At 66.6% G+C, this 23,514-nt stretch carries 23 protein-coding genes, 1 tRNA gene and 1 pseudogene; 18 read left to right on the plus strand and 7 right to left on the minus strand.

All coding sequences use genetic code 11. The features are described from left to right. Positions 1–28: 28 nt before the first annotated feature. Positions 29–355 (minus strand): hypothetical protein, encoded by a 327-nt coding sequence (locus tag ACN9MV_RS15115; RefSeq protein ID WP_426392944.1) that lies wholly within the window; start codon positions 353–355, stop codon positions 29–31. 255 nt (positions 356–610) lie between these two features. Here ACN9MV_RS15115 and macA point away from each other — a divergent pair, with 255 nt between their 5' ends. The 3 genes from macA to ACN9MV_RS15130 are packed head-to-tail and all read left to right on the plus strand — an operon-like array spanning position 611 to position 5,143. Next, entirely contained in the window at positions 611–1,777 is a 1,167-nt protein-coding gene (macA, locus tag ACN9MV_RS15120; RefSeq protein ID WP_426392946.1) for a macrolide transporter subunit MacA, read from the plus strand. After that, positions 1,774–3,765 (plus strand): macrolide ABC transporter ATP-binding protein/permease MacB, encoded by a 1,992-nt coding sequence (macB, locus tag ACN9MV_RS15125; RefSeq protein ID WP_097199363.1) that lies wholly within the window; start codon positions 1,774–1,776, stop codon positions 3,763–3,765. Before macA ends, macB begins: the two co-directional genes overlap by 4 nt. A 19-nt stretch (positions 3,766–3,784) precedes the next feature. Continuing rightward, positions 3,785–5,143, plus strand: a complete 1,359-nt coding sequence (locus tag ACN9MV_RS15130) for an efflux transporter outer membrane subunit (protein ID WP_426393169.1) — start codon at positions 3,785–3,787, stop codon at positions 5,141–5,143. Between the two features lie 38 nt (positions 5,144–5,181). Here the strand turns inward: ACN9MV_RS15130 and ACN9MV_RS15135 are convergent, their stop codons facing one another. From ACN9MV_RS15135 to ACN9MV_RS15150, 4 genes are read right to left on the minus strand one after another with little or no spacing between them, the layout of a single operon-like run. Continuing rightward, positions 5,182–5,958 carry a glycosyltransferase family 2 protein gene (locus ACN9MV_RS15135; protein ID WP_093074668.1) on the minus strand — a complete coding sequence of 259 codons (777 nt, stop codon included), beginning with the start codon at positions 5,956–5,958 and terminating at the stop codon, positions 5,182–5,184. Next, the gene (locus ACN9MV_RS15140) at positions 5,925–6,722 is read right to left on the minus strand and encodes a lysophospholipid acyltransferase family protein (protein ID WP_093074666.1); all 798 of its coding nucleotides are present in this window, start codon (positions 6,720–6,722) and stop codon (positions 5,925–5,927) included. The genes ACN9MV_RS15135 and ACN9MV_RS15140 overlap by 34 nt, the downstream gene beginning before the upstream one ends. Before the next feature lie 42 nt (positions 6,723–6,764). Continuing rightward, positions 6,765–7,802, minus strand: coding sequence for a hypothetical protein (locus ACN9MV_RS15145; protein ID WP_426392948.1), 1,038 nt, complete (start codon positions 7,800–7,802; stop codon positions 6,765–6,767). 2 nt (positions 7,803–7,804) lie between these two features. Beyond that, positions 7,805–8,593 (minus strand): class I SAM-dependent methyltransferase, encoded by a 789-nt coding sequence (locus ACN9MV_RS15150; protein ID WP_426392950.1) that lies wholly within the window; start codon positions 8,591–8,593, stop codon positions 7,805–7,807. 118 nt (positions 8,594–8,711) lie between these two features. Here ACN9MV_RS15150 and ACN9MV_RS15155 point away from each other — a divergent pair, with 118 nt between their 5' ends. Genes ACN9MV_RS15155 through rng form a run of 9 tightly spaced genes read left to right on the plus strand, consistent with a single transcriptional unit; the run spans position 8,712 to position 16,299 of the window. Then, the gene (locus ACN9MV_RS15155) at positions 8,712–9,437 is read left to right on the plus strand and encodes a YebC/PmpR family DNA-binding transcriptional regulator (RefSeq protein ID WP_093054655.1); all 726 of its coding nucleotides are present in this window, start codon (positions 8,712–8,714) and stop codon (positions 9,435–9,437) included. Between the two features lie 41 nt (positions 9,438–9,478). Beyond that, entirely contained in the window at positions 9,479–10,777 is a 1,299-nt protein-coding gene (purD, locus tag ACN9MV_RS15160) for a phosphoribosylamine--glycine ligase (protein WP_093054657.1), read from the plus strand. Continuing rightward, positions 10,777–11,703 carry an oxygen-dependent coproporphyrinogen oxidase gene (gene hemF, locus ACN9MV_RS15165; protein ID WP_426392952.1) on the plus strand — a complete coding sequence of 309 codons (927 nt, stop codon included), beginning with the start codon at positions 10,777–10,779 and terminating at the stop codon, positions 11,701–11,703. Before purD ends, hemF begins: the two co-directional genes overlap by 1 nt. Next, positions 11,700–12,332 (plus strand): nicotinate (nicotinamide) nucleotide adenylyltransferase, encoded by a 633-nt coding sequence (gene nadD / locus ACN9MV_RS15170; RefSeq protein WP_426392953.1) that lies wholly within the window; start codon positions 11,700–11,702, stop codon positions 12,330–12,332. The genes hemF and nadD overlap by 4 nt, the downstream gene beginning before the upstream one ends. Then, positions 12,332–12,994, plus strand: coding sequence for a ribosome silencing factor (rsfS, locus tag ACN9MV_RS15175; RefSeq protein ID WP_426392955.1), 663 nt, complete (start codon positions 12,332–12,334; stop codon positions 12,992–12,994). Before nadD ends, rsfS begins: the two co-directional genes overlap by 1 nt. Beyond that, entirely contained in the window at positions 12,991–13,458 is a 468-nt protein-coding gene (gene rlmH / locus ACN9MV_RS15180; protein ID WP_426392957.1) for a 23S rRNA (pseudouridine(1915)-N(3))-methyltransferase RlmH, read from the plus strand. The genes rsfS and rlmH overlap by 4 nt, the downstream gene beginning before the upstream one ends. Beyond that, on the plus strand, positions 13,455–14,159 hold the full coding sequence (locus tag ACN9MV_RS15185) for a phytanoyl-CoA dioxygenase family protein (protein WP_426392959.1): 705 nt from the start codon (positions 13,455–13,457) through the stop codon (positions 14,157–14,159). Before rlmH ends, ACN9MV_RS15185 begins: the two co-directional genes overlap by 4 nt. A 3-nt stretch (positions 14,160–14,162) precedes the next feature. After that, on the plus strand, positions 14,163–14,765 hold the full coding sequence (locus tag ACN9MV_RS15190) for a Maf family protein (RefSeq protein WP_426392960.1): 603 nt from the start codon (positions 14,163–14,165) through the stop codon (positions 14,763–14,765). 7 nt (positions 14,766–14,772) lie between these two features. Further along, on the plus strand, positions 14,773–16,299 hold the full coding sequence (gene rng, locus ACN9MV_RS15195; RefSeq protein WP_093054667.1) for a ribonuclease G: 1,527 nt from the start codon (positions 14,773–14,775) through the stop codon (positions 16,297–16,299). A 3-nt stretch (positions 16,300–16,302) separates the two neighbouring features. On the opposite strand, the gene msbA is transcribed toward rng, so the two are convergent. Next, complete coding sequence (gene msbA, locus ACN9MV_RS15200) at positions 16,303–18,087, minus strand: lipid A export permease/ATP-binding protein MsbA (protein ID WP_093054669.1); 1,785 nt, start codon at positions 18,085–18,087, stop codon at positions 16,303–16,305. Between the two features lie 254 nt (positions 18,088–18,341). Here msbA and tolB point away from each other — a divergent pair, with 254 nt between their 5' ends. The 5 genes from tolB (at position 18,342) to ACN9MV_RS15225 (ending at position 21,857) form a co-directional block, all read left to right on the plus strand. Next, on the plus strand, positions 18,342–19,568 hold the full coding sequence (tolB, locus tag ACN9MV_RS15205) for a Tol-Pal system beta propeller repeat protein TolB (protein ID WP_218132221.1): 1,227 nt from the start codon (positions 18,342–18,344) through the stop codon (positions 19,566–19,568). 28 nt (positions 19,569–19,596) lie between these two features. Beyond that, the gene (gene pal, locus ACN9MV_RS15210) at positions 19,597–20,112 is read left to right on the plus strand and encodes a peptidoglycan-associated lipoprotein Pal (RefSeq protein WP_093054673.1); all 516 of its coding nucleotides are present in this window, start codon (positions 19,597–19,599) and stop codon (positions 20,110–20,112) included. Beyond that, positions 20,112–20,861, plus strand: a complete 750-nt coding sequence (gene ybgF / locus ACN9MV_RS15215) for a tol-pal system protein YbgF (RefSeq protein WP_093054675.1) — start codon at positions 20,112–20,114, stop codon at positions 20,859–20,861. Before pal ends, ybgF begins: the two co-directional genes overlap by 1 nt. Before the next feature lie 19 nt (positions 20,862–20,880). After that, positions 20,881–21,729, plus strand: coding sequence for a tRNA threonylcarbamoyladenosine dehydratase (locus ACN9MV_RS15220; RefSeq protein ID WP_093074640.1), 849 nt, complete (start codon positions 20,881–20,883; stop codon positions 21,727–21,729). Positions 21,730–21,781: 52 nt separating this feature from the next. Beyond that, positions 21,782–21,857 (plus strand) — tRNA-Lys (locus tag ACN9MV_RS15225). 53 nt (positions 21,858–21,910) lie between these two features. On the opposite strand, the pseudogene ACN9MV_RS15230 reads toward ACN9MV_RS15225, so the two are convergent. Continuing rightward, positions 21,911–22,036 (minus strand): annotated as a pseudogene (locus ACN9MV_RS15230) (manganese efflux pump); the annotation flags it as partial. 98 nt (positions 22,037–22,134) lie between these two features. Between ACN9MV_RS15230 and chrA the strand changes: the two are divergent. Continuing rightward, positions 22,135–23,505, plus strand: coding sequence for a chromate efflux transporter (chrA, locus tag ACN9MV_RS15235; RefSeq protein ID WP_426392963.1), 1,371 nt, complete (start codon positions 22,135–22,137; stop codon positions 23,503–23,505). The last annotated feature ends 9 nt before the right edge of the window (positions 23,506–23,514 follow it).

Here is a 23,514-nt window from a genome sequence, read left to right on the forward strand (position 1 = left end):
GCAGCGTGCCCAAGAGGGCGGGTCCGCGTCAGTTGAACCAGCCTTGGCCCGAAAAGCCGCATCCCATTTCTTCGAGCAGGCTGCGCCAGTACCAGCGTTCGGCGCAGCTGCTGACCATCGCCATGTTCACCGGCTGAGCTGCCGTCGGCTTGACGTCGCTGCTGATGCTCGCAAGGCCCAGCGGGGCGCTGGCTTCGGGGCTGCGCACCGGCGTGGTGAACGTCAGCGGCGACTGCGCCTCGGGCGTGTCTGCCTTCGTGTTGGCGGCACCGGCCGCGCAGCTGAAGGCCATCGCGGCGGTGATCGCACCGGCCAGTGCCACGTGGCGCAGAGTGTTCGACTGTTGGAATTTCATGGTCGTTTTCCCTTCCTAGAACTATCGGTTTATGCGTGGCAACGCGCCACGCATCCGAAAAAATGTAGGACGCCCAAAGCTGTCGTGCCAGTGCCGAAAGTCACGCGCTCGTAACGCTGCGAATCGGTTTGTCGATCGCCCGTGGGCCTTTAAAGAATCTTCAGTAAACGCGGCTAGGATGACACCGGACCTCGTGGTTCCGTGCCCCTTCCGCGCAGCCGACTCGCCGCGCAGCGTCTTCCTGATTTCCCCCGCATGCCCACTACACAACCCAGGCGATCACGCAAACTAGTCATCGGCATTGCCGTTCTCGTCGTGCTGGCGGTCGTCGCCTCTTTCTGGCTCAGCCCGGGCAAGAAGGCCGAATACCTCACCGCCGCGGTACAGCGCACCGACCTCGAAAACGCAGTGCTCGCTACCGGCGTGCTGCAGGCACTCAAGCAGGTCGAGGTGGGTGCACAGGTCAGCGGCCAGCTCAAGTCGCTGAAGGTGGTGCTGGGGCAGACCGTGAAGAAGGGCGACTGGCTCGCCGAGATCGACCCCGTCATCTCGCAGAACACCTTCGCGCAGGAGCAGGCCAAGCTCGACAACCTGCAGGCGCAGAAGCTCGCGAAGGAAGTGCGCATCAGGCAGGCCCAGCTCACCTGGACGCGGCAGCAGGAAATGCTCGCGCAGGACGCCGCCGCCAAGCAGGACATGGAAAGCGCCGACGCCGAACTGCGCGCGCTGCGTGCCGACCTGGTGTCGCTCGAAGCGCAGATCCGCCAGCAGAAGCTGGCCGTGGCCTCGGCGCAGACGAATCTCTCGTACACGCGAATCATCGCGCCCATCGACGGCGACGTGGTTTCCATCAGCACGCTCGAAGGCCAGACCGTGGTCGCCGCCTTCCAGGTGCCCACGCTGATGAAACTGGCCGACCTGTCGACCATGACCGTGAAGGCGCAGGTGTCCGAAGCCGACGTGGTGCGTGTGAAGCCGGGGCAGCCGGTGTACTTCACCATCCTCGGCGACCCCGACAAGCGCTACCACGGCACGCTGCGCGCGGTGCAGCCTTCGCCTGAGAAGATCAACAACGCCGTGTTCTTCAACGCGCTGTTCGACGTGCCCAACCCCGAGCGCACGCTGCGCGTGGACATGACGGCGCAGGTGGCCATCCTGCTGGGCGAGGCCAAGCAGGCGCTGACAGTGCCGCTGACCGCATTGGGTCCGCGCGACAAGGACGGCCGCCAGGAAGTGCGCGTGCTCAAGGCCGACCAGACCGTGGAAAAACGGCAGGTGCGCGTGGGCATCTCCAACAACTTCCAGGCCCAGGTGCTCGAAGGTTTGAAAGAGGGCGACAACGTCATCACGGGCGATGCCTCGGCTGTTCTGGAGCGGGGCGAAAGCGGAGACGGCGGCGGCGGACGGGGCAAGCGCCCATGACGCAGGAAAAGCAGCCGCTGCTGACCCTGCGCGGCATCGGCCGCAGCTTTCCTTCGGGCGAGCAGGAAGTGCAGGTACTGAAAGACGTCAACCTCGACATCGGCAACGGCGAAATGCTGGCCATCGTCGGCGCCTCGGGCTCGGGCAAGTCGACGCTGATGAACATCCTCGGTTGCCTCGACCGGCCGAGCACGGGCACCTACATTGTCTCGGGCCAGGACGTGGGCACGCTCGACAGCGACGCGCTCGCCCAGTTGCGGCGCGAGCACTTCGGCTTCATCTTCCAGCGCTATCACCTGATGCCGCACCTGACGGCGACCGGCAACGTCGAGGTGCCCGCCGTGTATGCCGGCACTGACGGCGAGGCGCGCGATACGCGTGCGCGCCAGTTGCTGGTGCGGCTGGGACTTGGCGACCGCACCGAGCACCGGCCAAGCCAGCTCTCCGGCGGCCAGCAGCAGCGGGTGAGCATCGCGCGCGCGTTGATGAACGGCGGGCAGGTGATCCTGGCCGACGAGCCGACCGGTGCACTCGACAGCAGGAGCGGCCAGGAGGTGATCGGCATCCTGCGCGAGCTGCATGCGCAAGGGCACACCATCATCATCGTGACGCACGACATGCAGGTGGCGAGCTGCACCGAACGCATCATCGAGATTGCCGACGGCGTGATCGTGGGTGACCGGCCCAACGTGCCCACTGTGGTGGCGTCGGCACAGGCCGTGCAGCCCGACGCACCAATTCCCGAGGCGATGACGAAGCCCAAGCTGGGCATTGCGCGCTTCAGCACCAGCTGGGCCCGCTTTGCAGAAGCCTTCCGCATGGCCTGGCGTTCGATGATGGCGCACCGCATGCGCACCGCGCTCACCATGCTGGGCATCGTCATCGGCATAACCTCGGTGGTGTCGATCGTGGCCATTGGGGAGGGCGCCAAGCGCTTCGTGCTGTCAGACATCCGTGCCATCGGCACCAACACGCTCGACGTGTACCCGGGCCGCGACTTCGGCGACGACAAGGCCTCGAGCATCCGCACGTTGATACCGTCCGACCTCGACGCACTCGCCGCGCAGCCCTATGTGCACAGCGTGACGCCCTCGACCTCGCGCAGCCTGCGGCTGCGCTACCGCAGCGTCGACATCAACGGCACGGTGAACGGCGTGAGCGACAGTTTCTTTCGTGTGCGCGACATCCAGATGGCCAGTGGCGCAGCCTTTACGGCGAGCGACGTGCGCCACCAGTCGCAGGTGGTGGTGATCGACCAGAACACGCGGCGCAAGCTGTTCCCTGACGGCGCCGAGGCGGTGGGCAAGATCATCCTGGTGGGCAACCTGCCGTGCACGGTGATCGGCGTATCGCAGGAAAAGAAGAGCATGTTCGGCGAGAACAAGTCGCTCAACATCTGGCTGCCCTACAGCACGGGCGCGAGCCGACTCTTCGGGCAGCAGCACTTCGACAACATCACGGTGCGCATCCGCGACGACCAGCCGACCAAGGCCGCTGAAGACAGCGTGGTCAAGCTGCTCACGCTGCGCCACGGCAGCAAGGATTTCTTCACCTTCAACATGGACAGCATCGTGAAGACGGCCGAGCGCACCAGCCAGTCGCTCACGCTGCTGCTGTCGCTCATTGCCGTGATCTCGCTGGTGGTGGGCGGCATCGGCGTGATGAACATCATGCTGGTGTCCGTGACCGAGCGCACCCGCGAGATCGGTATTCGCATGGCGGTGGGCGCGCGCCAGAGCGACGTGCTGCAACAGTTCCTGACCGAGGCGGTGCTGGTGTGCCTGGTGGGCGGGTTGATCGGCGTGACGCTGTCGTACGGCATCAGCTTTCTGTTTTCGCTTTTCGTCAAGCAATGGCAAATGATCTTTTCGATGGGCGCCGTGGTGTCGGCGTTCTTGTGCGCGTCGCTGATCGGCGTGCTGTTCGGCTATCTGCCGGCGCGCAACGCGGCGCGGCTGGACCCGATCGAGGCGCTGGCTCGTGAGTAGGGCACGCGTTCTTTCCGCGATGGCTGTTGCCGTGCTGGTGCTCGGCGGGTGCACCCTGTTCCAGCCTGAGCAGCGGGCGCAGCGGCCGCTGGAGGTGCCGCAGGGCTGGCAGCAGTCGCCGGGAGCGGGGAGTGCGGCGGCGATGCTGTCCGCCAACTGGTGGACGGCGTTCAACGATCCGCAGCTCGACCGGCTGATCGACAGCGCGCTGCGTACCAACAACGACCTGGCGGCGGCGGGCATTCGCGTGCAGCGTGCGCAATTGCAGGCTGGTTTGGCGAACACGAACCTCACGCCCAGCGTAGTGGGGCAGGCCAGCACCAGCCGCAGCTATGACCTGAAGCGCGGCGGCGTGGCCGGTTCCGCGTCGAGCTCGCTGGTGACGCTGAGCTACGAGCTCGACCTGTGGGGCCGACTCTCGGCGCAGCGCAGCGCCGCCGACTGGGAGCTGAAGGCCACCGAATCCGACCGCCAGGCCACTGCGCTGGCGCTCGTCGGCACTACGGCGGGGCTCTATTGGCAGACCGGCTACCTGAACCAGCGCATCGCGCTGAGCGAAGCGGGCATGGAAGACGGCCGACGCATCCTCGCGCTGGTGCGGGTGAAGTACGCGGCGGGCGCCGTGTCGGGGCTGGATGTGGCGCAGGCAGGTCAGAACCTCGCGACGCAGGAGGCGGCGCATACGCAGTTGCTTCAGCAGCGCGTCGAGGCGCGCAACGCGCTGGCGATTCTGTTCGACCAGCCGCCGGAGTCGATGGCCGTCGAGCCCGCGCGGTTGCCCGACATAGCCTTGCCGGTCATCGATGCCGGCGTACCCGCGAGCCTGCTGGGCCGACGCCCGGACCTGCGCGCGGCCGAGCAACGGCTGCGCGGTGTACTGGCGAATGTCGACGCCACGCGCACCGGGTTCTATCCGGCGCTGAGCCTGACGGGGTCGCTGGGCACGTCGAGCACTGCGCTGGGCGAATTGCTGAAGAATCCTGTGGCGACGCTCGGCGCGGGGCTGGCGTTGCCATTCTTGCAATGGAATACCGCACGGCTTACCGTGGCCGTGTCGCAGACGCAGTACGAAGAGGCGGTGGTGGGTTTCCGGCAGTCGCTCTACACGGCGTTGTCGGAGGTCGAGAATGCCTTGTCGTCACGCACGCAACTGCGCGACGAGAGCGAAAAACTGGTGCTGGCCCTGCAGGAGGCGCAGCGCGCGGAGCGGTTGTCGGAGGTGCGCTACCGTGCTGGGGCGACCGCGTTGCAGCCGGTGCTCGATGCCAAGGACCGCCGCCGTACGGCCGAGGTGTCGCTGGCCCAGAACCGGTTGAACCAGCTCAATGCGACGATGACCTTGTACAAGGCGCTGGGCGGGGCAGCTATCGCGCTGTAGGGTGGGTGGGGTCTACCTAAATCAGCGAGCAAGCGTCGTCAGTCCTGAAACGGTGCCTTCTTCGCCAGCTTGCGAAACACCAGCCCAGGCAGCCGCAGCACGAACTCGACCATCAGCCGCGCGTGCATCCAGGTGAGCAGCACGTTGTCGCGCCCATAGCGGAAGTGCGAAACCCCGCCTTCCTCCGCCGTCAGGTACTTCACCGGCGCATCGATGTTCACGGGCTTGACGCCGCGCCATGCCAGCCGCACCACAGCTTCGGTGTCGAAGTCGAAGCGCCGCATCCATGGCTGCCGCTCCATGACGGCGATCAGGTCCGTCACCGGATACACGCGAAAGCCGTAGAGCGAATCGCCCACGCCGGCGAACAGCGTTTCGAGCTGCGTCCACCCGTTCGACACACGCCGCCCGCGCACGCGCAGCAGCGGTGCGCTTGCGTCGAACACCGGTCGCCCGAGCACCATCGTCTCGGGGCGGGCCAGCGAGGCCTTCATGAACTCGGGGATCAGGTCCGCCGGATGCTGCCCGTCGGAATCCATCGTCAGCGCATGGGTGAAACCGGCTTCCTTCGCGGCGCGCAGGCCGTGCAGCACGGCCGAACCCTTGCCCTGGTTCTGCGGCAGCACCCACACGCGCAGGCCCGGGTCGCCGGCCGCCATCTGTTGCAGCCGCTCGCCCGTGCCGTCGTCGCTGCCGTCGACCACCACCCACACCGGGTTCCACTGCGCGCGCGCCGCGGCGACGGTCGAGAACAGGCGCTCGCCGGTGTTGTAGCTGGGGATCAGGACAAGGTGGGTGCGCGAGGCGTCTGGCATTCGGGGGACGCGTCGGTAGCGCGCTGCTCCAGGTTTTGTCGGAAGTATTGTTCGAGCTCGGCCTGCAGCACGTCGCTGTCCTGCGTGGGCGAGAAGCGCTTGCCGATCCGCAGGGTGAAGACGATGGGAAGCGGTGGCACGCGCCACAGCGGCCAGCCCTTGGCGAGGTAGGGCGAGTCGGTGTCGATGAACACCGTTTGTATGGGCGCCTGCGCCAGCTTGGCGATCAGCGTGGTGCCGGGGCGGAACACATTGAGCGGCGGCGTCACCGTGCGCGTGCCCTCGGGAAAGATCACCAGCTGGCCGCCGTTGCGCAGGTCGTTCACGGCAAGGCGCACCATGGTGCGGGCCGACTTGTTGCTGATGTAGCGCGCCAGCCGGGCGCCCGCGCCCAGGAAGATGTTGCCCATCAGGTCGGCCTTCATGATGCAGGCACTGCGGGGCAGCCGCGCCACCAGCAGCAGCGCATCGAGCATCGTCGGGTGGTTGGCCACGAAGATCACGCCGGGTTCCTTGCGCATCGGGTCGAGGCAGGCGGCGTCGATGCGCATCATGCCGGTCACCGACGCCAGCCACCAGAACATGCGGTAGGCGAAGGCGATGGTCGTGCGTCCCAGCACGCGCGCGGGCGCCGCCGGCATGATCGGGTGGATCAGCATGGCGACGACGTTCCAGACCAGCGAGATCAGGCCCAGGAACAGCAGCAGCGCGTAGAGCATCAACGCGAGCGGAATCGACGTGAGAATTCGCAGCACGCGAGTCATTGAATCAGTCAATCGGGCAATGCGCGGTCGGACAACGACCGGTCATGCCCGTAGCAGGCCGGCCGCCGCCGTGTGGGCCTCAATCTCGACCAGCAGGTCGCTGCGGCAGATGTCGGCTTCGAGGTACACCGCGTGGCGCGCCATCGGCGCGTCGGCGCCGAGCGTGCCTTCGATGATGCTGCGTACAGCTTCGGTGTCCGACGGGTGACGCACGTAGACCACGCAATCGAGCTCGGCCAGCGAGAACTTCGCGGTGCCGCGTTCGTTGGCGGCGGCAATCACCGCCTGCAAGTTGCGCAGGGTTTCGCGCGTCTGCTCGAGCACGTCGCCGTGGTGCACGGTTTCGTGGCCGACGATGCTCGCAGTGCCGGAGATGAAGAGGGCGATGTTGCCGTCGCCGATGTCCGCCAGCGCGGCGCGCGAGAAGGTCGGCGAGCGCGGGCCGTAGGTTTCGGGATAGCGGTAGGCCGAAACCTGACGCGGGTTTTCGACCGGCAGCGGCGCCTGCTGGCCGGCCAGGAAGCGGATCGACAGGGCGCCCTGGTGGATGCCCAGTGCACAGGCCGCAGGCGCGCCCTCGAAGGCGGCGCGGCCGGCTTCGAGAAACGCTTCCTGCCGGCCGAGGTTGAACTGGCGGTAGCGCTCCAGCCCGCCGCCGTCGGCGTTGATCTGCGGCAGGTAGTTCCAGATGCGCTGCAGGTGCGGCGTGCCGGCCTGATCGAGCGTCTTGAAGAGGTCGCGGTAGGCGCGGTGCGCGAGTTCGGCGAGGCCTTGTTTTTCGGTGGCTTCGTCCAGGTCGATGGCGCCGAGCAGCCAGTGACCGTCGGTGCGCCAGCGCGCGATGCCGGTGGTGCCCGACTTGACGTGCTGCGGGCCGCTTACGTGCCAGACGTCGGCCATGGCGCCGTTTGCCGACAGCACGCGCGCGTTGACGGTCGGCATCCAGGCCACGCCGTGCGGCGTGCCGTAGCCGAGCGCCGCGAAGGGCGCCTTGCCGTCAACAGCCAGCGCGAGGCTGGCCGGCAGCGACAGGCGCTCGACGCGCAGATGGGAAGAAGGGGTTTCGTCCTGAGCTCGCACTATCAGCTGGCCTCGACGGGGTGTTCGGGTTTGATGGCGGTGTAGGCAGAGAAAACGCCGAGGCTCGCATGCCGGCGCACGTCGCGAAAACCCGCGTCGGCCAGCGCCTGCATCACCCGCTCGGGCGGAATGCAGGCCTCGATCGTGTCCCAGTAGTAGCGCCACAATTCCGAGGTGTTGCGTTGGCGACCGACCACGCGGGCGATCAGCGGCACCACGGCACGCATGTAGCCCTTGAGCAGCGCAGTTGCGAAGCGGCCCTCGGGCTTGGTGATTTCGAGTACCGCCACCCGCCCGCCGGGGCGCAGCACGCGATGGAACTCGCTGAAGGCTGCCGTCACGTCGCTGATGTGGCGCATGGCGTAACCCATGCTCACGAAGTCGCTGCTGGCATCGGGCCGGGGCAGGGCTTCGGCCACGCCGCGCACCAGTTCGATGCCGGGCAGCTTGACCTGGCCCAACATGCCGGGGCTGGGGTCGATGCCTACGAGCTGGCCGGTGGAGCCGATGAGTTTCAGCGCCTCGCGGGCCACGAGCCCGGTGCCGATGCCCACATCCAGCACCTGCATGCCCGCCGAGAGGCCGGCTTCCCGCAGCGCAGCACGGCGGTACGAGGGGCCAGTGCCGAAGGCCAGCACGCTCTCGATGCGGTCGTAGTCCGCGGCCGTGCTGTCGAAGATGCGCAGCAGGAACGCCTGATGCTCGGCCTCGGTCTTGTAGTACAGCGGCAAAGGGGCGTGCGGCGGCAGGATGTCGGGATTCCCGGGCCCGACGGAAGGCGATGGCGTCATCGAACGATTATCACCAAAAGCCCCGGCCCGAATTCCGGGCCCCAGGGCGGGCGTTGTGTGCGCCGGACAGTAAACTCGGAGCCTGCTTAGAAAACACAGGACAGCGAGATAGAAAGCCATGGCCGGACATAGCAAGTGGGCGAATATTCAGCACCGGAAGGGCCGCCAGGACGAGAAGCGGGGCAAGCTCTGGACCCGCGCCATCCGCGAAATCACAGTGGCCGCCCGCGCCGGTGGCGCCGACCTGGGCTCCAACCCCCGTTTGCGGCTGGCGGTGGAAAAGGCCAAGGCGGTGAACCTGCCCATCGACACCATCAAGCGCAACATCGACAAGGCCACGGGCAACCTCGAAGGCGTCAATTACGAAGAAATTCGTTACGAAGGGTACGGCATCGGCGGCGCGGCGATCATCGTCGACACCATGACCGACAACCGCGTGCGCACCGTGGCCGAAGTGCGCCACGCATTCTCCAAGCACGGCGGCAACATGGGCACCGAGGGCTCGGTGGCCTTCCAGTTCAAGCACTGCGGCCAGTTCATCTTTGCGCCGGGCACCAATGAAGACAAGGTGATGGAAGTGGCGCTCGAGGCGGGCGCCGAAGACGTCGTTACCGACGACGACGGTGCCATCGAGGTGATCACCGCCGTCGCCGACTTCGAAGCCGTGAAGAACGCGCTCGAAGCCGCGGGCCTGAAGCCCGACGTCGCCGAAGTCACCATGCGCGCCGAAAACACGGTAGACGTGACCGGCGAAGACGCCGCAAGAATGCAGAAGTTGCTCGATGTGCTCGAGGACCTGGACGACGTGCAGGACGTTTATCACAACGCCTCGCTGTCCGAATGAATGTTGTTTGTTGAATCACAGCGAGAAATGAAGGCCCGCGAATGAAGGTACTGGTAATTGGGGGAGGGGGCCGTGAACACGCTCTGGCATGGCGGCTGGCACAGGCTGCCCGGGTGAGCCGTGTGTACGTGGCGCCGGGCAACGGCGGCACCGCAGCCGACGAGCGCTACGACTGCGTCGACATCACCGAGCCCGCCGCGCTGCGCGAATGGGCGATGAAAGAAAAGATCGCGCTGACCGTCGTCGGCCCCGAGGCGCCGCTGGCCGCCGGCGTGGTGGACGAGTTCCGCGCGCACGGCCTGCGCATCTTCGGCCCCACGCAGGCGGCCGCCCAGCTCGAAAGCTCGAAGGCCTTCTCCAAGGCCTTCATGAAGCGCCACAAGATTCCGACCGCCGAGTACGAGGCTTTCACCGACGCCGCCGCGGCACACGCATACATCGACGCCAAGGGCGCGCCCATCGTCGTCAAGGCCGACGGCCTGGCCGCTGGCAAGGGCGTGGTGGTTGCCATGACCGCAGAGGAAGCGCACGAGGCCGTCGACTTCATGCTGGTCGACAACAAGTTCGGCGTGTCGCATAACGAAGGTGGCGCGCGCGTTGTCATCGAAGAATTCCTGCAGGGCGAGGAAGCCAGCTTCATCGTGCTGTGCGACGGCAAGAACGTGACCGCGCTGGCCACCAGCCAGGACCACAAGCGCCTGCTCGACAACGACGAAGGTCCCAACACCGGTGGCATGGGGGCGTATTCGCCCGCGCCGGTGGTCACGGCCGAGGTGCATGCGCGCGCCATGCGCGAGATCATCCTGCCGACCATCCGCGGCATGGAGAAAGACGGCATTCCGTTCACCGGCTTCCTCTATGCCGGTCTGATGATCGACGCCACGGGGCACCCCAAGACGCTCGAATTCAACTGCCGCATGGGCGACCCCGAGACGCAGCCGATCATGATGCGCCTGAAGTCCGACCTGTTCGAGGTGTTCTGGCACGCCACCGACGGCACGCTCGACCAGGTCGAGCTGCAATGGGACCGGCGCGTGGCGCTGGGCGTGGTGATGGCCGCGCACGGCTACCCGCTGTCGCCGCGCAAGGGCGACCGCATCACCGGCATTCCGGCCGAGGCGCCCGATGCCGTGGTGTTCCACGCCGGCACGACGCTGGAAAACGGCGAGCTCAAGACCAGCGGCGGGCGCGTGCTCTGCGTGACCGTGCTGGCCGACAGCGTGAAGCAGGCGCAGCAGCGGGCCTACGAGGTTGCGGCGCGCGTCAACTTCGACGGCGCTCAATACCGCAAGGACATCGGATTCCGCGCGGTGCACGCGCGCAACACCCACGGCGCTTGATGCAGCAAACCAACCCGGCAGCGGTCGGCGAGTACCTGCGCGGACTGCAGCAGTCGATCATCGCGGCGGTCGAGAAGGCCGACGGCGGCACCTGCGTGCGCGATGCCTGGGAGAAAGCGCCGGGCGAACCGCTGCAGGGCCATGGGCTGACCTGCATCCTCGAAGGCGGTGAACTGTTCGAGCGCGCGGGCTGCGGCTTCTCGCAGGTGCGCGGACCGAAGCTGCCACCCTCGGCCACGCAGAACCGGCCCGAGTTGGCAGGTGCGCCTTTCGAGGCGATGGGCGTGTCGCTGGTGTTCCATCCGCGCAACCCCTACGTGCCGATCGTTCACATGAACGTGCGCATGCTGGCTGCGCTGCCCAAAGAAGGTGCAGGAGGCGAGCCGGTCTGCTGGTTCGGCGGCGGCATGGACCTCACGCCGTGCTACGGCTTCGAGGAAGACGCGGTGCACTTTCACACTGTGTGTCGAGACGCGCTCGCACCTTTCGGCGACGACAAGTACCCGCGCTTCAAAACCTGGTGCGACGAGTATTTCTTTCTGAAGCATCGCGGCGAACAGCGCGGCATCGGCGGCATCTTCTTCGATGATTTTGCCGAGGGCGGTTTCGAGAACGGCTTCGCGCTGATTCGCTCGGTGGGCGATGGCTTTTTGCCGGCGTATCTGCCGATCGTCGAGCGCCGCCGCGCCACGCCTTACTCGGAGCGCGAACGCAGCTTCCAGCTCTATCGGCGCGGCCGTTACGTCGAGTTCAACCTCGTGTGGGACCGCGGCACGCACTTCGGCCTTCAGTCGGGTGGGCGTACCGAATCGATCCTGCTGTCGATGCCGCCGCTGGCCAGCTGGGCCTACCAGCAGCAGCCCGAGCTGGGCAGCCCCGAAGCCGCGCTGTATAGCGACTTCATCGTGCGGCGCGACTGGTTGTGAACCGCTCCGGCACTGCGGTGCGTCGCATCGGCGTTTTCGGCGGCGCGTTCGATCCACCGCACAACGCCCACGTCGCGCTAGCCGAAGCCGCGCTGGCGCAACTCGATCTTGCCGAACTGCACGTCATTCCCACGGGGCAGGCCTGGCACAAGAGCAGGGCGCTCACGCCGAAGGAAGACCGCCTTGCGATGACGCGGCTGGCCTTCGCTGACCTGAAAGGCACCGTCGTTATCGACAGCCGCGAAGTGCTGCGCGACGGGCCCACCTACACACTCGACACCCTGCACGAATTGCAGCGCGAGCAGCCCGGCGCACAGCTGGTCCTGATCATGGGCGCCGACCAGGCAAGCGCGTTGCCGACCTGGCACGGCTGGCAGGATATACTCGGCATTGCTATCGTTTCTGTAGCGTATCGCGCACTATCGACGAGCAACGCTGCTCGTTTTGATCCGAAAATGCTTCCCGGCCTCCCGGCTGGCGCGCGTTTCGAGGCGCTCGAACTGCCACCTATGAACAACAGCGCCACCGAGATTCGACGGCGCGCGGAGCTTGGCGTGGACATTTCCTCGCTGGTTCCGCCCACGGTTGCACGCTATATTGACCAACACCACCTCTACCGCTCTGCCTGATGACCACTGAAGCCGCCGCCAAGAAAGACACCCAGAAACTCCAGCGAGCCATCATCGATGGTCTCGAAGACGTCAAGGCGCAGGACATCCAGGTATTCGACACAGAACATCTTTCACCGCTGTTCGAGCGCGTGATCGTGGCGTCGGGCACCTCCAACCGCCAGACGAAGGCGCTGGCCGCCAGCGTGCGCGACGCGGTGCGCGAAGCCGGTTTCGGCAAGCCGCGCATCGAGGGCGAGGACAACGGCGAGTGGATCATCGTGGACTGCGGCGCGGCCGTGGCGCACATCATGCAGCCCGCCATCCGCCAGTACTACCACCTCGAAGAGATCTGGGGCGACAAGCCGGTGCGTGCAAAGCTCGGCGGCGCGAAGCCCGCGGTCGCCACCGCATCGAAGGTCGGCACCGAAGAGAAGAAGCCGGCCACCAAGACGCCGACGCTGCGCCGCTCCAGCGCTGCCAAGACCGCGATCCGCGCGGCAGAACAAGAAGCCAAGGCTGCGAAGACCCCGGCCAAGAAAACCGCTGCCAAGAAGGCGCCCGCCCGGAAGACCACCACCGCGCGCGTGCCGGTCAAGGTCGTCGGCAAGCCCGCTGCCAAGAAGCCCGCTGCAAAGAAGACGACGACGGCTGCCAGGAAGGCGCCAGCCCGCCGCGCATGAAGCTGCTGGTGGTCGCCGTCGGGCAGCGCATGCCCGATTGGGCACAGACTGCCTGGGACGACTACGCCAAGCGCTTCCCGCCCGAGCTCAAGCTCGAGCTGCGAGCAGTCAAGACCGAGCCGCGCGGCTCCAAGTCGCTTGAAACGCTGTACGCCGCGGAGCGCGAGCGCATCGAAGGCGCAATTGCGCGCGGCATGCGCGTCGTCGCGCTCGACGAGCGCGGCACGGCGCTGACCACCAAGGCGCTTGCCGCGCGCCTGCAGGCCTGGCAAGGCGAGGGCGACGACGTCGCCCTGGTCATCGGCGGGCCCGACGGGCTCGACCCGGCCTTCAAGGCCGCGGCCCACGAACGCATCCGCCTGTCCGACCTGACGCTGCCGCACGCGATGGCGCGGGTGCTGCTGGTCGAGCAGCTGTACCGGGCGTGGTCGGTCAATGCGGGTCATCCTTACCACCGCGAATGACAAGCGCCGACGGGCAGGTCGCGTTGCTCGAGGAGAAGGGCCATGCGCTGCTGCCGGCGCTGTTGCCGTTTGATCTGCTGGACGCAACCGCGCGGTCGCTCGACCATTGGCTGGGGCAGGCGGCAGGCAGCCGCAACCTTTTGGCCCAGCCGCACTGCAGTGAGATTGCTGTTCAGCTGAAAACACGGCTGGTCGGCATGGGCCTGCTCGATGCTTCATCGGTGGCCGTGCAATGCACGCTCTTCGACAAGACGGCCGACAGGAACTGGCTGGTTGCGCTGCATCAGGACACCTCGATTCCCGCCTCGGGCGCCGGCATGCCTGCCGTCCTCAAGGAGGGCGAGCCGTATGTGCAGCCGCCGGTCGACGTGTTGCGATCGCTGCTCGCCGTGCGGGTGCATCTGGATGATTGCGGCGTGGATGCGGGGCCGTTGCGCGTCGTATCGGGCAGCCACCGCGCCGGACGGCTGAGCGATGCCGAAGCGCAGGACTTGCGCGTCGAACACGGCGAGACGGCCTGCACGGCGGCACGGGGCGACGCCCTGCTGATGCGCCCCTTGCTGCTGCATGCGTCCTCCCGCGCCCGGTCACCGGCTCGTCGCCGAGTCCTTCACTTTCTTTTCGGACCCGCGCGCCTGCCGCACGGACTGGTCTGGAACCGTACTGTGGCCGGCGGGCAGCCGGCCCTTCAGGAGAACTGAACCTTGCCGGACTTCATCTACCTCGCTTCGCAGAGCCCACGCCGCGCCCAACTGCTCGGCCAACTCGGCGTGCGCCACGAACTGCTGCTGGCCGATGCCGACGAAGACGCCGAATCGCTCGAAGCCGTGCTGCCCAACGAGGCTCCTGCAACGTATGTGCAGCGCGTCACGGCCCTGAAGCTCGATGCTGCCGTGGCCCGGCTTCAACGCCGAGACCTTGCCGACGCGCCGGTGCTCTGCGCCGACACCACGGTCGCACTCGGCCGCACCATCCTCGGCAAGCCCGAAGACGCGGCCGATGCGGCGCGCATGCTGCGATTGCTCTCAGGCGCCACGCACCGCGTGCTGACCGCCGTTGCGCTGCAGCATGGCGCACAACGCCACGCCGCGCTCAGCGTGTCGCGCGTGCGCTTCGCCGACATCACAGACGCCCAGATCGCCCGCTATGCGGAAAGCGGCGAGCCGCTGGGCAAGGCCGGTGCCTACGCCATTCAAGGCGCGGCGGCCGCGTTCATCGAGCACATCAGCGGGTCCTATTCGGGCATCATGGGCCTCCCCATGTTCGAGACAGCAGGGCTGCTTCGAAACGCCGGTTTCAATACTTGAGAATTCCATGCAAGACATCCTGATCAACTGGTCTCCGCAGGAGACCCGTGTGGCGCTGGTCGAGCACGGCGCGGTGCAAGAGCTGCACGTCGAGCGAACGCTGGAGCGAGGCTTGGTCGGCAACATCTACCTCGGCAAGGTGTCGCGCGTGCTGCCGGGCATGCAGTCGGCCTTCATCGACATCGGCCTGGAGCGCACGGCTTTCCTGCACGTGGCCGACATCGTGGCGCCGTTCACTCCGGGCTCGCGGCCCAGTGCGCCGGCGCCCGAGCGCGACCACCGCAACGGCGGGCCGATGGTGCCCATCGAGAAGCAGGTGTTCGAGGGCCAGTCGCTGCTGGTACAGGTCATCAAGGACCCCATCGGCACCAAGGGCGCGCGGCTGTCCACGCAGATCAGCATTGCCGGGCGGCTGCTGGTGTTCTTGCCGCAGGACAACCACATAGGCGTGTCGCAGAAGATCCCGTCGGACCAGCGCGAGTCGCTGCGCAACCGCATGCTGGCGCTGATCGAGGCGGCTGCTGCGGCCGACAGTGGCGGCGTGGTGCCGGCCAACACCGGCGGCTTCATCCTGCGCACCAACGGCGAGGACTCCACCGACCCCGAGCTGGCCGAAGACATCGCCTATCTGCGCAAGACCTGGTCGCGCATCCGTGACGCCTCGATGCGCATGCCGCCGATGTCGTTGCTGCACCAGGACCTGAGCCTGCTGCAGCGCGTGCTGCGCGACATGACCAGCGAAGACACGCAGACCATCCGCATCGACTCGCGAGAGCAGTTCGAGGTGCTGCTGAAGTTCGGGCTCGAATTCATGCCCAAGGCGGCGGGCAAGCTGCAGCACTACAAGGGCGAGCGGCCGATCTTCGATTTGTATTCGGTCGACGAGGAAATCGCGAAGGCGCTGGGCCGGCGCGTCGAACTCAAGTCGGGCGGCTACCTTGTGGTCGACCAGACCGAGGCGTTGACCACGGTGGACGTGAACACCGGCGGCTTCGTCGGTGCACGCAACTTCGACGACACCATCTTCAAGACCAACCTCGAAGCGGCGCAGGCCATTGCGCGGCAACTGCGGCTGCGCAACCTGGGCGGGATCATCATCGTCGACTTCATCGACATGGGTCGCGACGACCACCGCGAACAGGTGCTGGCGGAGTTCCGCAAGCAACTGGCGCGCGACCGCGTGAAGACCACGGCCGGTGGTTTCTCGCAGCTCGGGCTGGTCGAGATGACGCGCAAGCGCACCCGCGAATCGCTGGCGCACATGCTGTGCGAGCCCTGTGCGGCCTGCGGCGGCCAGGGCATCGTGAAGACCGCGCGCAGCGTGGCCTACGACGTGATGCGAGAGATATTGCGCGAGGCGCGGCAGTTCACGCCGCGCGAGTTCCGCATTGTGTCGTCGCCGCAGGTGATCGAGCTGTTCCTCGACGAGGAGAGCCAGCACCTGGCGGGGCTGAGCGACTTCATCGGCAAGCCGATTTCGCTGCAGTCCGAGCCCGCGATCGGGCAGGGACAGTACGACATCGTGCTGCTTTAAGGCCTAAAGCGTCGGGTCTTGCCCCGGCGGCGCGCTGCGCACCGCCAGTGTCTGCAGCCGCGCGTAGAGGCCGTCCAGCGCCATGAGTTGCTCGTGGCTGCCTTGCTCGGCGATACGGCCTTGCTCCATCACGATGATCCGGTCGGCATGCTGGATGGTCGACAGGCGGTGGGCGACGATCAGCGTGGTGCGGTTCTGCATCAGCCGCTGCAGGGCGTCCTGCACCAGCCGTTCGGATTCGGTGTCGAGCGCCGAGGTAGCCTCGTCGAGCAGCAGCACGGGCGCATTCTTGTAGAGCGCGCGGGCAATGGCGAGGCGCTGGCGCTGGCCGCCTGAAAGCTGCGTGGCGTTGTGGCCGAGCACCGTGTCGAGGCCCTGGGGCAGGCTTTCGACGTGCGCGCTCAGGTTGGCCGCCTCGATGCACTGCAGCACGCGCTCGCGGTCGATTTCGGCGCCCAGCGCCACGTTGGCCGCCAGCGTCTCGTTGAGCATCACCACGTCCTGGCTCACCATGGCGAACTGGGCGCGCAGGCTTTTCAATTGCCATTCGCTGGTGTCGTGCCCGTCGAGCAGCACCTGTCCGCCACTGGGCTGCACGAAGCGCGGCAGCAGGTTGACCAGCGTGGTCTTGCCCGAGCCCGAAGGGCCGACGAAGGCCACCACCTGGCCGGGTTCGATGGTCAGGCTCACGCCGTCGAGCGCGCGCTGTTCGTCTTCGCCGCGGTAGCTGACTTGCACGTTGCGCAGTTCGATGCGTCCTTCGGCGTGTTCGACCTGGAACGTGCCTTGCGACTCCGGGGCCACGTCGTCGATCAGTATCAGTCCGCGCTCCAGCGCGGCGAGGCCGCGTGTGATGGGGCCGGCCACTTCGGCGAGGCGCCGGATCGGCGCGATCAGCATCAACATGGCCGTGATGTAGGCGACGAAGCCGCCTACCGTGAAGCCCTGCTTGCCGCTTTGCCACAGCGCGATCATCACTACGATCGACAGCGCGAGCGACGCCATCATCTGCGTGAGCGGCGTGGTGGCGGCCTGGGCGATGGTCGACTTCACGGCCAGCCGGTTCAGGCGCTGGCTTAGTTGCTCGAAGCGGCGGCCCTGCGCGCCTTCCGCGCCGTGCAGGCGCACCACGCGGTGGGCGAGCACGTTTTCCTCGACCACGTACGCCAGCTCGTCGGTGGCCTGCTGGCCCTGCTGGGTCAGGCGATAGAGCCGCTTGGAGAACACCTTCATGATCCAGGAGATGCTGGGCACCAGGAAGGCGACGATGAGGGTGAGCTTCCAGTTCAGGTAGACCAGATAGCCCAGCAGCGCGATCAGCGTGAAGCCGTCGCGCGAGAGTCCGAGAATCGCTTGTACCAGCAGCATCGCGCCGGTCTGCACTTCGTAGACCACCGTGTTCGAGAGGGTGCTGGCCGACTGCCGGGCGAACAGCGCGAGTTCGGCGCCTAGCAGCCGCTCGAACAACACCCGCCGCAGCTTCTGCATGCCTTCGTTGGCGATGCGCGACAGGGCGTACTGGGAAATGAACTGGGCGATGCCGCGTACTGCGAAAAGAAGCAGCACGGCGGCGGGCACGAACCACAAGGGCATCTCGCCGCGCGTGAAGCCCCGGTCGAGCAGGGGCTTCAGCAGGGCGGCCATCAGCGGTTCGGTGATTGCTGCCAGCATCGCTCCGCTCAGTCCGAGGGCCCACCATTGGCGGGAGCCGCCAAACCAGGTCATGAGTCGCGCCATACGGCGCATCAGGGGAGGGCGTACGTTCTCGCCGCCGGGGGGTGCTTGCATGGCGGCGGATTCTACGGGGGCCCTTATTCAGGGCCTTCCGCAGGTGCTTCTGTAGGACCGCGCCGCCGGATAAACGTTTTGTGACGGCGGCTTCAAGCCAGTGTGTAACATGTGGCCCGTTACAGCCGGGGAGAACTTTTTACCCGGAAACCTCTCCGAACCGCATGAACAAGCCGTTGCCAACTCTAATTCCAACTCCTTCTTCATCGTTATTTGCACGCCGCACGCTCATCGCGGCTCTCGCTGCCACTCCCATGCTTCCTGCACTGGCCCAGTTCCGGGTCGAGGTGTCGGGCGTCGGGCTCACGCAGCTGCCGATTGCGCTCGTTCCTTTCAAGGGCCAGGAAGGCTCGCCCCAGAAGATCTCGGACATCGTCCAGGCCGACCTGGAACGCAGTGGCCAGTTCCGCGGCGTCGACGCTTCGGGCCAGGCGCTGGACGAGGCCTCGCGCCCCGACCTGTCGCTGTGGCGCCAGCGCACGGCCGATTCGCTCGTGGTGGGCAGCGTCAACCGGCTGGCCGACGGCCGCTTCGACGTGCGCTTCCGCCTGTGGGACGTGGTGAAGGGGCAGGACCTGGGTGGCCTGAGCTACACCGTTCCTCAGGGTGACCTGCGCCTTGCCTCGCACCGCATTGCCGACTACGTGTACGAGAAGCTGACCGGCGAAAAGGGCATCTTCTCGACCCGCATCGCCTACGTCACCAAGGGCGGCAGCCGCTACTCGCTGTGGGTGGCCGATGCCGACGGCGAGAACGCCCAGGCCGCGCTCGCCAGCCCCGAACCCATCATCTCGCCCTGCTGGTCGTCCAACGGGCAACAGTTGGCGTATGTGTCCTTCGAGTCGCGCAAGCCTGTCGTGTACGTGCACAACGTGGCCACCGGCCAGCGCCGGCTGCTTGCCAACTTCAAGGGTTCCAATAGCGCGCCGGCCTGGGCGCCGGACGGCAATTCGCTTGCCGTCACGCTCAGCCGCGATGGCGGCTCGCAGCTGTTCTCCATTCCGGCCAGCGGCGGCGAACCGCGCCGCCTGACGCAAAGCTCCAGCATCGACACCGAGCCGGTGTACTCGGCCGACGGCGGCACCATCTATTTCGTGAGCGACCGCGGCGGTGCGCCCCAGATCTACAAGATGAGCGCCGGTGGCGGCAACCCGACGCGGGTGACCTTCAGCGGCACCTACAACATTTCTCCGTCTGTCAGCGGCGATGGCCGGTGGTTGGCCTACATCTCCCGAGTGGGCGGTGCCTTCAAACTCCATGTGATGGAGTTGGCAACCGGCAACGTCAGCGCAATCACCGACACCTCCGCGGACGAAAGTCCAAGTTTTGCCCCGAACAGCAAGCTGATCGTCTATGCAACGCAATTGCAGGGCCGCGAAGCCCTGATGACGACCACGCTCGATGGAAAAATAAAGGCACGACTGGCGGGACAGGCGGGAGACATCAGGGAACCGGACTGGGGTCCGTTTCAAAAGCAATGACCAAGGTTTATTTGAGGAGTTTGAAAATATGTTGAAACGTACGATTTATTCGCTGGCCATCGTGGCTCTCATCGCCGGTTGCTCGTCGGGCACCAAGCTCAACGAAACGCCGGTGACCGACCGTTCCGGCACGGCCGGTGGCCAGCAAGGCGCCAGCACCGTGGCACCTGTCACCATCGATCCGACCGCGGGCACCGCGCAAGGTCCGATTGGCGTCGAGCGCATCGTGTATTTCGACTACGACAGCTACACGGTCAAGCCCGAGTTCCAATCGCTGATCGACGGCCACGCCAGGTTCCTCAAGGCCAACCCGCAACGCCGCGTCTCGATCGAAGGCCACACCGACGAACGTGGCGGCCGCGAGTACAACCTTGCACTCGGCCAGAAGCGTTCCGAAGCCGTGCGCCGCGCGCTGACCCTGCTGGGCGTGAGCGACAGCCAGATCGAAGCCGTGAGCTTCGGCAAGGAAAAGCCTGCCGTCACGGGCTCGGGTGAAGAAGTGTGGGCGCAGAACCGCCGCGCCGAAATCCGCTACACCCGGTGATGCCACGCGCCATGCTGCGAGGCGCGGCGCTGGCTGCCGCCTTGCTCTGCGTCTCGATGGGGTCGCAGGCTGCACTGTTCGAGGATGACGAGGCTCGCCGCGCCATCCTCGACTTGCGCCAGCGCGTCGAGGCCATGCGCCAGCAGACCGACCAGCGGCTGACCGACGAGAACGGCCAGCTGCGCCGCAGCCTGCTCGACCTGCAGAACCAGATCGAGCAGATGCGTGGCGACCTGGCGCGCATGACCGGCCAGAACGAGCAGCTCACCCGCACGGTGAGCGAGATGCAGTCGCGCCAGACCACCATCGACGACAAGCTCAAGCAGAGCGAGCCTTCGAAGGTGTCGGTGGACGGCCGCGAGTTCACCGCCGATCCCAAGGAAAAGGCCGACTTCGACGCCGCCCTCGGCGTGTTCCGCTCGGGCCAGTTCGCGCAGGCGCAGACCGCGTTTGCCGAGTTCGTCAAGCGCTACCCGCAAAGCGGCTACAACGCCTCGGCGCTGTTCTGGCTCGGGAATGCGCAGTACGCCACGCGTAACTACAACGAGGCCATCGCGAACTTCCGCTCCATGCTCTCGCTCGCGCCCGACCATGCCAAGGCCCCCGAGGCCGTGCTGTCGATCGCGAACTGCCAGATCGAGCTGAAGGACACGCGCGCCGCGCGCCGCACGCTGGAAGACCTGACCAAGGCCTATCCGCAGTCCGAAGCCGCACAGGCCGGCCGCGAGCGCCTCTCGCGCCTGCGCTGATGCCGGCGGAGCTTTCCGCTTGAGCGCCATCATCGCTGCCGCGTTCACCACTCCTCCTGCCGCCGCGGATGTCGTCACCGACACCGCGGCGCCTGACTTTGCGCGCCGCTTCGGCGGACTCGAGCGGCTGTATGGCGTGGCCGGTGCCGCGCGCATCCGCAATGCGCACGTGCTGGTCGTCGGCATCGGCGGCGTGGGCTCGTGGGCGGTCGAGGCGCTGGCGCGTAGCGGAGTGGGGCGGCTGACCATGATTGACCTCGACCACGTGTCGGAGTCGAACATCAACCGCCAGATCCACGCACTCGATGCGACCGTGGGACAGGCCAAGGTCGAAGCCATGCGCGACCGCATCGCGCAGATCAACCCCGAGTGCAAGGTGCAGGCGATCGACGAGTTCGTCGAGCCCGGCAACTGGCTCTCGCTGCTCGACGCGGCACAGGCTGCGAACGGGCCGGCAACGGCCGTCATCGATGCCTGCGACCAGGTGAAGGCCAAGGTGGCCATGGCGGCATGGGCGCGTGCATCGTCGCGCACCGCGTTCGTCACGGTCGGCGCGGCGGGTGGCAAGCGGCAGGCGCACAAGGTCGATATCGACGATCTGTCGCTCGTCACGCACGACCCGCTGCTTGCGCAGTTGCGTCAGCGCCTGCGCAAGGAGCATGGTGCCCCGCGTGAAGGCCGCAAGATCGGCGTTGCCTGCGTCTTCAGCCGCGAAAGCGTGGCGCCGCCGGATGCGTCGTGCGCCATCGAAGGCGACGGTTCACTCAACTGCCACGGCTACGGCTCGGTGGTGAGCGTGACGGCAACCTTCGGTCAATGCGCTGCAGGTTGGGTGCTCGACAAAATCGCGTCAAACGTCGCGCTATAATCTTTGGCTTTGCCGGATTCAACGTCGGCAAGAGCAAGAATAAAAAAGGTTTGGGACGTTAGCTCAGTTGGTAGAGCAGCGGACTTTTAATCCGTTGGTCACTGGTTCGAATCCAGTACGTCCTACCAAACTTTCAGGAATCCCCGCCTGCCTCGTGCACGCGGGGATTTTTTCTGCGCGATCAAGCCAGACCGTTCAGGTGCTCATAGAGGATCAACACGCCGATCCCGATCAGCACCAGGCCGCCAATGATCTCCGCTCGCTTGCCGAGCACCGCGCCCAATACGCGCCCCACCATCACGCCGATGAGTCTGCTACGATTTCCGTCCCGGGGAAACAGCCTCCCGGTCTGCAAAGTAAGACGGTGTCCCGTCCAAGCGCTGGCGACTCACAACGGAGCTATCCGTGGACACCGTACTGCCTGACTCCTCTCCCGCGCATTCCGCGCCGATCCAGCCCGTCTCCTTTGCTGAAGCATTCCGCTTCTGGCTCAAGCTCGGCTTCATCAGCTTCGGCGGTCCTGCCGGGCAGATCGCGATCATGCACACCGAGCTGGTCGAGCGGCGGCGCTGGATCAGCGAGAAGCGCTTTCTGCATGCGCTCAACTACTGCATGCTGCTGCCCGGCCCCGAGGCCCAGCAGCTGGCCACCTACATCGGCTGGCTGATGCACCGCACCTGGGGCGGCATTGTTGCCGGCGCGCTGTTCGTGCTGCCGTCGCTGTTCATCCTGATCGCGCTGTCCTGGATCTACATGGCCTACGGCAATGTGCCCGCGGTGGCCGGCATCTTCTACGGCATCAAGCCGGCCGTCACTGCGCTGGTGCTGCATGCGGCCCATCGCATCGGCACGCGTGCGCTGAAGAATCGGTGGATGTGGGGCATTGCGGGCGCGGCCTTCGTGGCCATCTTCGCCTTCGACACACCGTTCCCGGCGATCGTGATCGGGGCCGCGCTGATCGGCCATTTCGGGGCGCGCCGGGCGCCGGGCGTGTTCGCGCTGGGCGGTGGCCATGGCGGCGCCAATCAGGGCTACGGACCGGCGCTGATCGATGACGACACGCCGACCCCTGCGCATGCCCGCTTCACGCGTGGCCGCCTTGCCAAGGTGTTGGCAGTGGGACTCGGCCTGTGGGCCCTGGCGATGGGCGTGCTCGTGGCCACGCAGGGCTGGCAGAGCGCGCTGGCGCAGATGGGCTGGTTCTTCACCAAGGCTGCGCTGCTGACCTTCGGCGGCGCCTACGCCGTGCTGCCTTATGTGTACCAGGGGGCGGTCGAGCACTACCACTGGCTCAACGGCACGCAGATGATCGACGGCCTGGCGCTCGGCGAGACCACGCCCGGGCCGCTGATCATGGTGGTGGCCTTCGTCGGCTTCGTGGGCGGCTGGCTGCAGCAGGTCGCGGGGCCGGGCGCCTTGTTCGTCGGCGGGGCGTTGGCGGCCACGGTGGTGACTTTCTTCACCTTCCTGCCGTCGTTCGTTTTCATCCTCGCGGGTGGGCCGCTGATCGAGGCCACGCACGGCAGGCTCGGGTTCACCGCGCCGCTGTCGGCCGTTACGGCAGCGGTGGTCGGCGTGATCCTGAATCTCGCGCTGTTCTTCGCGTACCACGTGCTGTGGCCGCAGGGTTTCGGTGGGCGCTTCGACGCGCTGTCCGCGGTCATCGCGGTGGCGGCGGCCGTGGCGCTCTTTCGCTTCAAGGTCGGCGTGATGCCGCTGCTCGGCGCCTGCGCGGCCGTCGGGCTGCTGGCGACCCTGGTGCCCGGGCTGCGCTGAGGAGCTGCG

Source organism: Variovorax sp. R-27 (assembly GCF_049913215.1).
Lineage (GTDB): Bacteria > Pseudomonadota > Gammaproteobacteria > Burkholderiales > Burkholderiaceae_C > Variovorax.